The sequence below is a fragment of the Chlamydia felis Fe/C-56 genome, assembly GCF_000009945.1.
Taxonomy (GTDB): Bacteria; Chlamydiota; Chlamydiia; order Chlamydiales; family Chlamydiaceae; genus Chlamydia; species Chlamydia felis.
The window spans coordinates 659,227-672,643 of the sequence record NC_007899.1 but is presented as its reverse complement, the minus strand read 5'-3'; the positions used below and the strand labels follow the sequence as shown (position 1 = coordinate 672,643).

The following is a 13,417-nucleotide window of genomic DNA, read 5'->3' as shown; positions in this document are numbered from 1 at the left end:
TCACCTGTTTCCAAGTGAGGATTTCTACTATAAGATCCCTAATTCAATGTTACGAAGAAGCGTTCTCAACAGCAGGTGTTCCCTGAATTGAGGAGGAGCTTACAGGCTCAGAAGCAATAGCTTCTCCTGAAAGTTCTTGTTCTTTGATTGCAGATTGAATTAAGAATAGTTTATTAAGTTTTTTCGCAGAGACTAACCATATAGAAATAATACCAAAGAGTATTACTGCTAGATAAGGAGTCATTGCTCCAATACTTCCACAAACTACTAAAAGACCTTGTTGAATTAAAGAACCTCCAGATTTTCCGAAGCGAGCGGCAACAACGTCAATAGCAGCCTTTCCTTTAACTTTTTGTTCTTGATCCAATGGAATATAGGCCATTTCTTTGGTTGCATCAAAGAGAGCGTACTTTGTGGATTTAGATAAAATGTTTTGGATTGCACCAACAACAACAGCAAGCATTAATGGTGTGGTTCCAAACATTGCTACGATTCCAGAAGCTTGATCTCTAAAGATAACTAAAGTGAAGAAAAGCGTTCCTGTTAACAACACCATAACCGGAGTAACAAGAGCTCCTGTTAACCAGCCGAATTTACGGATAACGTTACCGCCGATGAACAGCATGACGAAAACAGAAACAACTCCAGTCCAGAATGAGAAGTTACCCATAAACTGGCTATAGTCATTAGCATTTGGGTATTGCATTTTTAACTGACTTTTCCAAGTAACTTCTACAAGGTTAATGCAAACCCCGTAGCTAATAACAAGGAGAGCTAGTAGTAACATGTAAGGAGATTTTGCAAGATAAACAAAACTTTCCTTCATGCTCATTTTAGGTTTGGATTTCTTGGATTTTTGTAGTTCTCTAGGATCATAGAATCTAGCATCAGTAAGAACATATTTATTCATCCACCAGTAGCATAGAATAATAACGCAGCCGGCAACAATAGTCATGCTCATTAAGAGATATAGAGAAAGACCCCAAGGATCCGTATTTCCTGAAGCGCTAGCACGTAGCTTAGACGCCCAAATAATAGAACGACCAGAAGCTAATAAAGCAACATTAGCTCCAACGCCGAATAAGGCATAGAAACGTTTAGCTTCGCTAATTTTGGTAATTTCATTAGCAAAACCCCAAAACATTAAAGAAAGCATCACGCTTCCCCATAGCTCAGAAAGAACGTAGAACATGGCAAATGTCCAGTTTCTAAGCATAGCCACACAACCCATTAATCCTTGGGGAAGGATAGATTGTAATCTATCCGCAAAATCCGTTGGGTGTAATACGTGTCGGAATGGATAGATTACTGTTGGGAATAAAGCAAAGAATACGAGAAATGGGATAGTAATTGCATAGAAGAGGGATTGCTTATTTAAAATGTTGCTCAGCTTGGCATAGATAAGCATGAAGACAACAGCGCAAGGAACGACGAGCCATAATTTGATGAAGGGTATAGCTTCTGCACCAGAGCCGGGAGCCGTTACAATTAGAGTGTCTTTTGTATCTCGCAACACGGTATAGTTGAACGAAATACAGAAGAACATTAGGAACATCGGCAGCACTTTTTTTAGCTCATGCATGTGTATTGGCCAAAGAAAGGAGCGCAATTTTCCAAAAGGTTTTTCCGCTGTTTGTGTCATATTTGCCCTCTGAAATAGCTTAGTTTATAAGTTATTAATAATTTGGTATTTAAAATGATTAAAATTGAGTTTTTTTAGCTTTCTAGCATACCAACTTTTTTCTCTGTTGACAAGAAAAAAGGAGGGGAGAGGCTCAGAGTCTCTGCTACGTTCTCGAGAGATTGAGGTAAATCGGCTAAAATATTTGTTTTACTTAGCCGATCATAAAGCTTTTTTTTTAAACGAAAGATTGAGGAGAATCTATATTTGAAGAATTAGTTTTTACAGCCTCTACATAGGCATTCCACAGCTCAACGCTAACTATGCCGTTGCGGATAGATCGAATAAGCTCTCTTTTTAAAGAGGGAAGGGGCTTTTTAGGGCTAAAACGTGCCAAAAGATCTTTATCTCCCACTTGTCTGGCTAATTCTAGAACGCGTTCTATATCAGTTTTCGTGAAGTTAATAAAGTCCCTTCGTTTTTTAGACCCTCTAGGTGCTCGAGGTTTTGGATTAATGGCTCGTGGTGAATCAGATTCCAAGATAAATGTCTTTAACATTTTTAGAAATTGTTCGGGAGCAGCGCTTTTCATCTTTTTTAATGTAAAATGGTGCATATAGCCACCACTCGGTCCTGGAAGATAGCGACATAAATCGTTTTCTTTATTCCCGCAGACTTTTCTAATAGCTTTTAAGATCAGTTTTTCTATTTCTTCATTTATATTCGACTGCTCTACGGCCATGAAACCACCTTTATAACTTGCTAAATCTTCGTAAAAATTAATCGATGTTTACTTTACAAATTTTATAAGAAAGAATTTGGCATACTTTCGATTTAACGTTTAGAAAAATAAAATTAAAGTTCTGTTTATTTAGAGACGTAATTTATGTTGGATTTTGCTTTTTTTCGCAATGTTATTTTCCAGGAAAAGATCGTTTTGTTTCATAAATAACTTTAAAAGAAACAATCATAAGGACAAGAAGACTTTTTCTGTAACATTTGTTTCTTTATAATTAAAAGCCATTTCATTGTCATGAAACTTGTTTTTGTTTTTTTTATAAAAACATGACAAGAAGTAAAGACTCCTTTTTCCGATTTCTTTTCTTTGTTCGATGTTTATTATCCTTCCACAAGGTTTTCTAAATAAATAACGAGATTTTTTTCTCTCTTTTATATACCTTATGCCTTTCGTTGTTCCGACTTTTATTAATTTCTCAAAACTAATCTCTCCAACGGAGGCATATGTTGTTGGCACATCTGTTCAAAAGAGTAAAACTTTCAATTTGCTTGGCTTTAATTTTTATTGTTTCTGGATGCTCTTCTTCTAAGATGCACAATAGCGATGATAGGGTTTATGTATTATCTATGAATCGAATGATACATGATTGTGTAGTTAGAATTGTGGGAGATAGGATTTTTCCATTAGTTCTCATCGAAGGATCTATAGATCCTCATGCATATGAGATGGTCAAAGGGGATGAGGATAAAATGGCTATGAGTAAACTTATTTTTTGCAATGGTCTTGGTTTGGAGCATACCGCAAGCTTGCGCAAGCATTTGGAAGGAAACCCGAAGACTATAAATATAGGGGAGCGATTAATAAAGCATGGAGTATTTTCTCCTTTGGAGGAAGATGGTTGTTGTGACCCACACATTTGGACAGACATGAGCATCTGGGCCGAGGGGGTGAAAGAGATAACCTCAGCTTTAATTAGTGAGTTCCCAGAGTATGAGAAAGAGTTTTCTGCTAATTCCAAAGAACTAGTAGAAGAAATGCTCATGTTAGATAGTTGGGCTAAAAGGTGTATAAATACAATACCCGAAGAATCTAGGTATTTGGTTTCCGGTCATAATGCTTTTAGTTATTTTACAAGACGTTATTTAGCGACACCAGAAGAGGTGAAGGCAAATACTTGGAGTAGACGATGTATTTCTCCTGAAGGCATAGCTCCTGAGGCTCAAATTAGCATTCGCGATATCATGCTTGTTGTAGACTATATCCATGAGCATAATGTTTCTGTCATGTTTCCTGAAGATACTTTAAATCAAGATGCTTTGAAAAAAATTGCTTCGTGTTTAAAGCAGGGGCACAGTATTCGATTAGCGAACCGTCCTTTGTATAGTGATAACGTTAAACATGATTACTTTAATACGTTTAAACACAACGTTAGTATAATTACAGAGGAACTAGGAGGAACTCTTGAATAGACAAAATGAAATTGCTTGGTCTGTGCACGATTTATGCGTGAACTACGATCACTCAGATGTTTTATGTCATGTGTCCTTCTCTTTAAGAAAAGGATCGTTAACTGCGGTTTTGGGACCGAATGGTGCGGGTAAGAGCACTCTTTTAAAAACCTCATTAGGATTAATACGACCCTCTTCTGGTTTCTCTTTGTTTTTCGGCAATAAGTTTAAAAAAGTGCATCAACGTGTTGCTTATATGCCTCAAAGGGCTAGTGTGGATTGGGATTTTCCCATGACAGTTCTAGATCTTGTACTCATGGGATGCTATGGGTATAAGGGGATGTGGGGTAGAATTACGTCTGACGATCGTAAAGAAGCATATAATATTTTAGACAGGGTAGGTTTAACTGCTTTTGCAAATAGACAAATAGGGAAGCTTTCCGGTGGACAGCAGCAGAGAGCATTTCTAGCTCGGGCTCTTATGCAAAAGGCAGACCTCTATCTTATGGATGAATTGTTTGCAGCCATAGACATGGCTTCATATCAGACTGTAGTGGATGTATTAAAAGAACTGCAGGAACAAGGGCGCACTATTGTTGTGGTGCATCATGATCTCAGTCATGTGCGACAATTATTTGATCATATTATCTTATTAAATAAACATCTTATTTGTTCCGGTCCTGTTGATGAGTGTTTAACCAGCAAAAATATTTTTCAAGCTTATGGTTGTGAGTTAGAACTATTAGATCGCACTCTTAAATTATCTAGAGGAAAGCAACAAGGAGCGTATTAGATGCTCAATTGCGTTTTTATTGATTCTATTTTTTTATCAAGTTTCCTGGCGGTTACTTTAATTTGCATGACAACAGCTTTATGGGGAACTTTGCTTCTTGTGGGCAAACAGCCTCTTTTAAGTGAAAGCCTTTCGCATGCTTCGTATCCAGGACTGCTTTTGGGAGCTTTATTGAGCTATAAAGTTTCTTTCTTCACAGACTCGATTATTTTAGTTATTGTTTTTGGTTGTCTTGCAGCTATTTTAGGCTATGGAATCATAGTTTTTTTAGAAAAAATTTTGAGAGTCCATAAAGACGCCTCTCAATGTTTTGTTCTTGTTGTTTTTTTTGGTCTAGGTGTTATTTTAGCTAGCTATGTGAAGGATTGTTGTCCTTTATTATACAATCGCATTAATGCTTATTTATACGGCCAGGCTGCTACACTGGGTTATACAGAAGCTAAACTCGCAGCATTTGTTTTTCTTATCTCTTTAGCGACTTTATGGTGGTGGTATCGTCAAATTGTTGTGACAATCTTTGATAAAGACTATGCTTCTACTTGTGGGTTAAGCACGCGCGTTTCTGGAAGTATTATTCTTATATTTATTTCTCTTGTTATTGTAAGCGGTGTGCGTTCTGTGGGTATTGTATTAATATCTTCTATGTTCGTTGCTCCGTCTTTGGCAGCGCGTCAATTGTCCGATAGATTACATATCATTTTTCTTCTTTCTTGTTTGTTTGGGGGGATATGCGGTGCTCTTGGAAGTTATGTTTCTGTAGCTTTCAGTTGTCGTGTTTCTGGACATGTAGGTGCAATTACTTTACCTACAGGGCCTCTAGTTGTTGTTATCTCAGGATGTTTGTCTTTTCTTTGCTTAATGTTTTCTCCCAAATCGGGATGGGTGATACGATCTATACGTAGGAAACGTTTTTCCTTCTCCAAGAATCAGGAACATTTGCTGAAGGTATTTTGGTATTTATTAGAAGATCAATTGTTTGAAGTTGGAGCACGAGATTTTGTTTGTTCGCGTAAATATCAAGAGTATTTTGGCCCCAAGCCTTTCCCAAGATTTAGACTTTGGCTTCTTGAGCGTCAGGGTTTTTTAAAGCATAGAAATTATCTCTGGAGTCTTAGTGAGAAAGGAAAAACTAAAGCCAAAAAATTAGTTCGAGCTCATAGACTTTGGGAATGTTATCTCGTGCGTTCTTTAGAGTTTAAGGAAGAAGATGTGCATAGTTTTGCAGAGGAGATGGAGCATGTTCTTACTGATGAATTAGATCATGCTATTACTGAGATGTTAGATAATCCTGATTACGATCCACATGATAAACTAATCCCGGAAACAGAAAATAAGAAAGAGGAGCTATGATAGGAGCTTTTTCCCCATATCACGGGGTGTCCTTTATTCAATTTTTTATTGTGTTTTTCTCAAGATTCTTCTCAGGAGATCTGTTTCGCAGTCATTTGTTTGTTGACGACATTCAAGTTATTGTGTTCTTGGGTATAGCTTTATCTGGAGCATTTGTAGGGAGTTTCTTAGTTTTAAAGAAAATGGCAATGTATGCCAATGCTGTTTCTCATACGGTATTATTTGGATTAGTGAGCATTTGCCTATTCACTCATCAATTAACCACACTGTCTTTAGGTTCTCTTACCTTAGCTTCTATTTCTACAGCTTTACTTACTGGTTTTCTTATTCACGCCATAAGAAATGTCTTTCGTGTCCCTGAGGAGGCTAGTACAGCTTTAGTATTCTCCTTATTATTTTCTATGAGTTTACTTCTTTTAGTATTTCTAACACGTAATGCTCATATAGGAACCGAACTTATCATGGGTAATGCTGATTCATTATCTTGTGGGGATATTTTTGCGGTGTATGCAATCCTTTTAATTAATCTAGCTGTGTCTTTAATTGGGTTTCGTAGTTTTGTTTGTGTTTCCTTTGATTCGGTATTCTCTGCTGCGGTAGGAATTCCTGTAAAAATCATTGATTATTTGATTATTTTACAGTTGTCTGCAAGCTTAGTAGGAGCATTTAGAGCTGTCGGAGTGCTAATGGCTTTAGCTTTCTTACTCATTCCGGGGCTTATTGCTAAGATTTTTGTTGTTTCTGTGCGTGGAATGCTTTTTTGGTCTTTGATTTTTGGAGCCCTTGCCGCGCTAATTGCTCCAGCCTGTTCTAGGGCTATTTTAACATCCTACGATGTGGGATTATCAACTTCTGGGATTTCAGTTTTTGTATTAATGGCTTTTTATGTCGTAGTTTCTTTATTTCATTATGGTAAGAAATTGGCTTATAAAAGACTTTATTCTAAAAATAGCCAGAATACAGAATTGACAACTCTTTAACCTAGGAGTTATGATTTTTTCAACTTGTTAAGGTTGTTATTTGAAACATTTATCTATTTTTGGATCCACTGGAAGCATAGGGCAACAGACCTTGAAAATTGTTCGGTCTCTCCCTCACCTATTCAATGTGGTCGCTCTTGCTTCATACGGTAATAATAAAGATTTGTTTATTGAACAAATTCGAGAGTTTTCTCCTTCTATTGTTTCTGTTTATGATGAACAGCTTTATTTTGAAATTCGTAAGGAGTTCCCTGAAATTCAGGCATTTCTTCGTGAAGAAGGATTGATGGCTGCTGCTACAGCTGAGGAAATTGATATGGTTGTAGCTGCATCTTCGGGCGTTGTTGCTTTACCGGCAATCATAGAGGCTATGAAATCTGGAAAAGTCCTAGCATTAGCAAATAAAGAAGTTTTAGTTTCTGCCGGAGAAATCATCAAGGAGTTTGCTAAACAATATCAAACAGAGATTTTCCCTGTAGATAGCGAACACAATGCCTTGTACCAATGTTTAGAGGGGAGGAATGCTTTAGAAGTAAAGAAGTTATTGTTAACTGCCTCTGGAGGCCCTTTATTACATAAAACTAAAGAAGAATTGGCTCATGTAACTGTTCAAGATGTATTGAAACATCCTATATGGCATATGGGAGCCAAAATTACCGTGGATTCTTCGACATTAGTAAATAAAGGTTTAGAAATAATAGAAGCTTACTGGTTGTTTGGATTGGAGAACGCGGAGATAGACGCTGTAATTCACCCTCAAAGTTTAATTCATGGTATGGTAGAGTTTCTGGATGGGACGGTGCTTTCTGTAATGAATCCGCCTAATATGCTCTTCCCCATACAGCACGTATTAACCACCCCCAAACGTTATCCAGCGCCTCATAAGGGGATAAATTTTTCTATAAAACAAACGTTAGAATTTTTCCCTATAGACGAAGAGCGTTTCCCGAGTATTGGTTTGGCACGACAAGTGTTAAAAAATAAAGGATCCTCGGGACCATTTTTTAATGCTGCTAATGAGGTCTTGGTTCAAAGATTTTTAGCAGAGGAAATTGCTTGGTGCGATATTTTAGATAAGTTAACAAGGCTTATGGAAAATTATAGAGTTTTTGCATGCACCTCGTTAGAAGATGTCCTTGCTGTTGATGAAGAAGCTCGAGCCCTTGCTCAGGAGATATAACCCGGTACGTATATGACAATAGTATATTTTATTCTTGCAGCCCTTGCTTTGGGGGTTTTGGTATTGGTCCATGAATTGGGTCATTTACTGGCAGCCAAGTCTGTAGGTATGGCTGTTGATAGTTTTAGTATTGGTTTTGGTCCGGCTTTATATAAAAAGAAAATTGGAAACATCGAATATCGTATAGGTATTTTCCCTTTTGGGGGCTATGTTCGCATTAAAGGTATGGACAAAAGAGAAAAGGGAACAGAACAAGGTTCTATTTATGATGTTCCCCAAGGGTTTTTCAGTAAATCTCCTTGGAAAAGAATCATAGTTCTTGCCGCAGGTCCTATAGCTAATATTTTATTAGCTTTTGTTGCTTTTGGTGCTTTGTATATTTCAGGCGGTAGAAGTAAGGCTTATTCTGAGTATTCTCGTATTGTTGGTTGGGTCAATCCTATTTTAAAAGAGAAGGGGCTAAAACTCGGGGATGAGATTCTTACTTGTAACGGTAAGCCTTATTACTCGGATAAAGATGCAATTACCTCTGCTGTATTAGACAAACATCTATCCCTTAAAGTAGAGCGTCCTGCATACCTTTCAACTACTCCTAGCGAGTTTTCTTTTGATACGGAATTTGACGTGAATACAAACGGAGTTCCTCTTGCAGGGGCTAGCTATTTGTTATACCGCTCTCAGGAGCCCATTTTAAAAGAATCTCCTATGTATTCAGCTAATATCCTTCCTGGGGATCGATTAGTATGGATGGACGGGAAGCTGCTATTTTCTCCGATGCAAGTATCGCAGATGCTTAATGAAGCCTATGCCTTTGTTAAGATTTCTCGTAACGATAAGGAAGTGTCATTACGTATTCCTAGAATATTAGCAAGCACGCTGTATCTATCTCCTTACGTAAGGAATGAACTTATTGATAATCAGTATGAAGCTGGGATTAAAGGTAAGTGGTCTTCTTTATATATCTTACCTTATGTGATTAACAGCTATGGTTATGTAGAAGGAGAGCTACAGCCTATAGATCCTGAATCTCCATTTCCTTCTATGGAAGAAAAGTTAGAATTAGGGGATCGTATATTGGCTATAGACGGCACTCCTGTGAGTGGTAGTACAGATATTTTACGTTTAGTCCAAAGCCATAAGGTATCTATAATTGTTCAGAAAATGGCTCCCGAGCAATTAGAGAAAGTAGATTCTTCGATTGCTGATGACCGATTTATTCGCTCTTATGAGGCTAAGGATCTATTAGCAATTATTAATTCAATAGGCAGTGCTCAAGAAGTGCGCGAGTCGGGACAATATCGTTTGCTGCCCCCAGTACAGCCTAAGCCTTGGATTAGCATTTATTCTGATGATCTTTTAAATAAACGTCGTGAAATAGCGAAAAAATTTAAGAATCAAGATCAGAGGCGCTATTATTTAGATAGAATAGAAATAGAAAAGCAAAGATTATCCCTTGGAATTCCTTTGAAGGATATGACTATAAAATATAATCCTAGACCCGATGTCTTAATTGCTAATATTTCTAAAGATAGTCTACGCACCATGAAAGCGTTAGTTGTGGGCAGACTGAGTCCTCAATGGTTATCAGGACCCGTGGGTATTGTTCAAATGCTACATAAAGGATGGTCGCTAGGGGTTTCAGAAGCTCTATTTTGGGTTGGGCTAGTAAGTATCAATTTAGCTGTTTTAAACCTTCTTCCCATTCCAGTATTGGATGGAGGCTACATTGTCCTTTGCTTCTGGGAGATGATTTCAAGACGGCGTTTAAATATGAACCTTATTGAGAAGCTGTTAATTCCGTTTTCTCTATTATTGATAGCCTTTTTTATTTTTCTAACGTTTCAAGATTTGATTCGTTTTTTTGCTGCGAGCTAGGTTACCAAGTTTTTGGAAAACCATAGAGGTTATAAGGATGAGAGCCAAAACAATGGATAACGTAAATATCCTTGTTTTTGCTTGTATTTAACCTAGAGCTCTTTTGTTTGTTTTCCTTTACTTTTTGTTCTATTTCCTCAGGGACCTGTTCTATAGCTTCGGTTTTACTTCCGTGTTTTAGAAACTCTCTCATGAGGAAAATAGATTTCTTATTATTGATGATATAAGTGTGATTGGTGTTAATCACATATCCTTTGTGCGGAGTATCTAAACAGGTCTCTACGGTGCATACTTTCCCATCATTTTCACACTCTAAACGGAAAGGAAGAAACCTGCTACGTTTGTTCCCGCTAAGTATAAGAACATCTACTGTTGAAGGAAGTTTGGCAACACTTAGCATTTTTTGAGGTCCGTAGGTAAGTAACTGTCTACCTAGCTTTCCTCCAAAAATAAACTGCACGATGGCTAAGGATCTATAACGTCTTGCTAATGTAGATCCTGCATTTGGGGGGGCCATGAGTATAGCTTTCCCACATTTTGCTTCTTGAGGGCAGTCTGGCTTAGCCAGGGCAACACGGACTATAACTCCTCCAACAGAGTGCGTTACAAAGTTAATAGGGACTCCAGGTTTTAATTCCGCAATTTTTTTAATAAGCTTAACAAGATGATCTGCGTGTCTTTCTAATGTAAACTTTCGGGTTTCGTAGTTCCAAATAAATACGTCGTAATTTTCTTTTTCTAAGACATTACCAATAGGTTTTAATGATCTGTAAGATCTTAAAAATGCGTGAACACAGATTACGGACTCTTTTTGTTGAGATGTTTCTTTAATTCCACCAATTCCTGAAGGAAGTGTTTGAATTATAGAGGTATCTGCTAAAAGCGACGTCCCAGATATTAAGAACAGTAAAATTAATAAAAATTTATTCATTTGCACACCGATATAATTATTTTAATAAGTTTTTTATTAAAAACCAGCGCGTTAATTAACTTATTTTAAAAAATAATTAACCGACTAATTATGAATTAATAAAAACACGACTATTTAATAATGGAATGCGAATGAATAGATACTTGAGCTTGATTAACTAAAAATATCCGACTATTTTTGGATAATGTTTGATGAGGAAGGTGTGTAGACGTCATTAGAGTTTGTCCTAGAGTAGGAGCTAGATCTAATAATTGAGAGATTCTGTGATTGTCCAATCCTGAATGAATATCATCCATACAGAATAAGGGACATACGTTGTGAATGTTTTTTATATAGAGACATTCTGCGAGTCTAAGAATTGCAAGCAGACTATGTTTTTGACCCTCACTGGAAAATTGTGATACGGGAAGGTCATTAATCATTAAAGTAAAGTCTTCTCGATGTGGGCCAACAGATGTGCTTCCTAATTCTAAATCGCGATGAAGAGAAGATGTTAGCTGTTTGCGAAGTTCTTCAATAATAGATTCTTTAGAAAGCTTGTCCTGTTTAATTAGCGAGCTTTTAAATTTTATACGTATATGTTCGGATAAAGAATTATTCCATAATTTTTGAACTAACTGATTCAGTTGTTCGCAACAAGTAAACCGACTTAGTGTTAGATAAGCACCTAGAGTGGCAAGTTGCTCATCCCAAACGGATAATGTAGAGATTTGTTTAGTTTTAAGTAGGGAGTTTCTTTGTAGTAAAGCTCGATGATAATAAGAAAGGGTATGCTTATATTGGGGATCGCATTGCGATAAAAGCAAATTGAGAAAAAGCCTTCGATCAGAAGGAGATCCAGAAATTAACAAGCGATCTTTGGAGGAAAATAGAACTATAGGCACCATGCCTATTAATTGTGACAGGGTTTTTATGGGGGATTGATCGCTGAGGATTTTTTTCCCGTGCTTATCTACATAGATGGATAATTTATGGGAAAACCCGTCTTTTTCACAGGTCATTTCTAAAAAGAAGTATGCAGAGCCAAAGGAAATCGCTTCCGTTAGATGGGAAGTCCGAAATGACCTGCCTAAAGACAAAACATAAAGAGCTTCAAGAAGATTAGTTTTCCCCTGAGCATTTTCTCCAAAAATATAATTCATATTTGGAGATAAAGAAATCTTGGCTTCTTTATAATTTCTGAAATTCTTAAGACGCAGGGAAAGAATATTCATTAATCATCATGCAATCTCATTGGCATAATAACGAATAGGCTGCGTGTGGAATCAGTAATAATCCCAGGATTATAAGAGTCTGAAATGCCTAATCGAACTAACTCATCTTTACTATGCTTTAAGATATCGAGGAAGAAGAAAGGATTAAATGCAATTTCCAGTAATTCTCCGGAATAATTTACTGCCATGCTGACCTTCCCTTCGCCGACTTTCGTACAGTTAGCTGTTAGGGTGAGCTCTCCAGGAGTAAAGGTGAATTTCACAGAATGAGAAGACTCGTTAGTAAATAAAGCTACCTGTTTTAATAGGGTAATGAGTTCTTCCCTATGAAGATCTAGCTGCACACTGCTTTCTGTAGAGATTACAGGAGAGAAGTCAGGAAATTCTCCAGAAAGTAATTTTGTAATTAACAATGTATTGCCGCATTCTACAGCAATTTTGGCTTGATCTAAGAAGATTGTAGCTTCAGAGTCTTCAGAACAGAGCTTAATCATTTCTTCGACAGCTTTAATAGGAACGATATAGTCACCAGCAAAGCTTTTATCTAAAGAAATTTCTGTATCAGTTTTTGCTAACCGTTTCCCGTCTGTACCCACTACGGTAACCATTCCATCCGCAATCGTTAATAAAACCCCAGTAAGAACATAACGACTTTCTTCTCGGGAAACAGCGAATGAAGTACGCTGTAGCATTTCCTTAAGCTGTTCTGCGGGGAGAGTAAATCTTATAGAATTTTGGATGTCAGGAAGCATAGGGAAGTCTTCTTTCCCCATACTTAGTAGACGGAAGCAAGAAGATCCCGAGGTAATTTTTGCCATTTCTCCGGTGGTTGCAGAGATTTCAAGATTCGCCTCTGTTAATTCCTTCACTAGCTGGAAAAATCTTTTAGAAGGAATAGAAATAGCTCCTGATTCATAAACTTTTGCTTGGGCTACACAGCGGGTGCTTACAGTAAGATCCGTAGCAGTAAAAACGAGCTCGTCATTGCATGTTTCAATAAGTACATGAGTAAGCACAGGGATAGGAGTATTTTGAGGAACAACGCTTTGAATTTTTTTTATAAGGTTTCCTAACTCATTTCGGGATACGACGAACTTCATATTTTCCTACAACTGTAAGCCATTAAATTCAATCTTGCCCCTAAGAGAATAGGGGGATCCTCGGGATCTCTTCGCTGGAGCCTCCTTAGGATAAAGCAGGATATTACTATAAAGGGATTTTATGGTCTTCTAGATATTTGCTAGGATTTTTCTATGATAGTCACTTGCTAAGTTCAAGAAAGAAAA

The 13,417-nt window shown here is 37.2% G+C and carries 11 protein-coding genes; 6 read left to right on the top strand and 5 right to left on the bottom strand.

The features are described 5' to 3' along the window. Window positions 1–49: 49 nt before the first annotated feature. Together npt1 and CF_RS02895 are read right to left on the bottom strand one after the other, a co-directional pair. Window positions 50–1,642, bottom strand: a complete 1,593-nt coding sequence (npt1, locus tag CF_RS02900) for an NTP/NDP exchange transporter Npt1 (RefSeq protein WP_011458125.1) — start codon at window positions 1,640–1,642, stop codon at window positions 50–52. Between the two features lie 217 nt (window positions 1,643–1,859). Beyond that, on the bottom strand, window positions 1,860–2,363 hold the full coding sequence (locus tag CF_RS02895) for a DNA binding protein DdbA (protein ID WP_011458124.1): 504 nt from the start codon (window positions 2,361–2,363) through the stop codon (window positions 1,860–1,862). A gap of 500 nt (window positions 2,364–2,863) precedes the next feature. On the opposite strand from CF_RS02895, the gene CF_RS02890 reads away from it, so the two are divergent. From CF_RS02890 to CF_RS02865, 6 genes are read left to right on the top strand one after another with little or no spacing between them, the layout of a single operon-like run. Then, entirely contained in the window at window positions 2,864–3,829 is a 966-nt protein-coding gene (locus tag CF_RS02890) for a metal ABC transporter solute-binding protein, Zn/Mn family (RefSeq protein ID WP_011458122.1), read from the top strand. Then, a complete protein-coding gene (locus CF_RS02885; RefSeq protein WP_011458121.1) occupies window positions 3,822–4,601 on the top strand; it encodes a metal ABC transporter ATP-binding protein in 780 nt (259 codons plus the stop codon). The genes CF_RS02890 and CF_RS02885 overlap by 8 nt, the downstream gene beginning before the upstream one ends. Then, a complete protein-coding gene (locus tag CF_RS02880; protein ID WP_011458120.1) occupies window positions 4,602–5,951 on the top strand; it encodes an iron chelate uptake ABC transporter family permease subunit in 1,350 nt (449 codons plus the stop codon). After that, on the top strand, window positions 5,948–6,931 hold the full coding sequence (locus CF_RS02875) for a metal ABC transporter permease (RefSeq protein WP_011458119.1): 984 nt from the start codon (window positions 5,948–5,950) through the stop codon (window positions 6,929–6,931). Before CF_RS02880 ends, CF_RS02875 begins: the two co-directional genes overlap by 4 nt. Before the next feature lie 40 nt (window positions 6,932–6,971). Then, the gene (dxr, locus tag CF_RS02870) at window positions 6,972–8,111 is read left to right on the top strand and encodes a 1-deoxy-D-xylulose-5-phosphate reductoisomerase (protein WP_011458118.1); all 1,140 of its coding nucleotides are present in this window, start codon (window positions 6,972–6,974) and stop codon (window positions 8,109–8,111) included. A gap of 12 nt (window positions 8,112–8,123) precedes the next feature. Next, on the top strand, window positions 8,124–9,986 hold the full coding sequence (locus CF_RS02865) for a site-2 protease family protein (protein ID WP_011458117.1): 1,863 nt from the start codon (window positions 8,124–8,126) through the stop codon (window positions 9,984–9,986). A 1-nt stretch (window position 9,987) separates the two neighbouring features. Here CF_RS02865 and CF_RS02860 read toward each other — a convergent pair whose 3' ends face one another. The 3 genes from CF_RS02860 to dnaN all read right to left on the bottom strand — a co-directional run bounded on the left by CF_RS02860 (window position 9,988) and on the right by dnaN (window position 13,231). Next, window positions 9,988–10,917 (bottom strand): esterase/lipase family protein, encoded by a 930-nt coding sequence (locus CF_RS02860; protein WP_011458116.1) that lies wholly within the window; start codon window positions 10,915–10,917, stop codon window positions 9,988–9,990. 110 nt (window positions 10,918–11,027) lie between these two features. After that, window positions 11,028–12,131, bottom strand: coding sequence for a DNA replication/repair protein RecF (recF, locus tag CF_RS02855; RefSeq protein ID WP_011458115.1), 1,104 nt, complete (start codon window positions 12,129–12,131; stop codon window positions 11,028–11,030). Continuing rightward, window positions 12,131–13,231 (bottom strand): DNA polymerase III subunit beta, encoded by a 1,101-nt coding sequence (gene dnaN / locus CF_RS02850; protein ID WP_011458114.1) that lies wholly within the window; start codon window positions 13,229–13,231, stop codon window positions 12,131–12,133. The genes recF and dnaN overlap by 1 nt, the downstream gene beginning before the upstream one ends. Window positions 13,232–13,417 lie beyond the last annotated feature (186 nt).

Excerpts from the sequence above, each read along its gene's own strand:
- CF_RS02865 (WP_011458117.1), top strand. The coding sequence starts at position 8,124 with ATGACAATAGTATATTTTATTCTTGCAGCCCTTGCTTTGGGGGTTTTG.
- CF_RS02880 (WP_011458120.1), top strand. The coding sequence starts at position 4,602 with ATGCTCAATTGCGTTTTTATTGATTCTATTTTTTTATCAAGTTTCCTG.
- recF (WP_011458115.1), bottom strand. The coding sequence starts at position 12,131 with ATGAATATTCTTTCCCTGCGTCTTAAGAATTTCAGAAATTATAAAGAA.
- CF_RS02875 (WP_011458119.1), top strand. The coding sequence starts at position 5,948 with ATGATAGGAGCTTTTTCCCCATATCACGGGGTGTCCTTTATTCAATTT.
- dnaN (WP_011458114.1), bottom strand. The coding sequence starts at position 13,231 with ATGAAGTTCGTCGTATCCCGAAATGAGTTAGGAAACCTTATAAAAAAA.
- CF_RS02895 (WP_011458124.1), bottom strand. The coding sequence starts at position 2,363 with ATGGCCGTAGAGCAGTCGAATATAAATGAAGAAATAGAAAAACTGATC.
- npt1 (WP_011458125.1), bottom strand. The coding sequence starts at position 1,642 with ATGACACAAACAGCGGAAAAACCTTTTGGAAAATTGCGCTCCTTTCTT.
- CF_RS02890 (WP_011458122.1), top strand. The coding sequence starts at position 2,864 with ATGTTGTTGGCACATCTGTTCAAAAGAGTAAAACTTTCAATTTGCTTG.
- CF_RS02860 (WP_011458116.1), bottom strand. The coding sequence starts at position 10,917 with ATGAATAAATTTTTATTAATTTTACTGTTCTTAATATCTGGGACGTCG.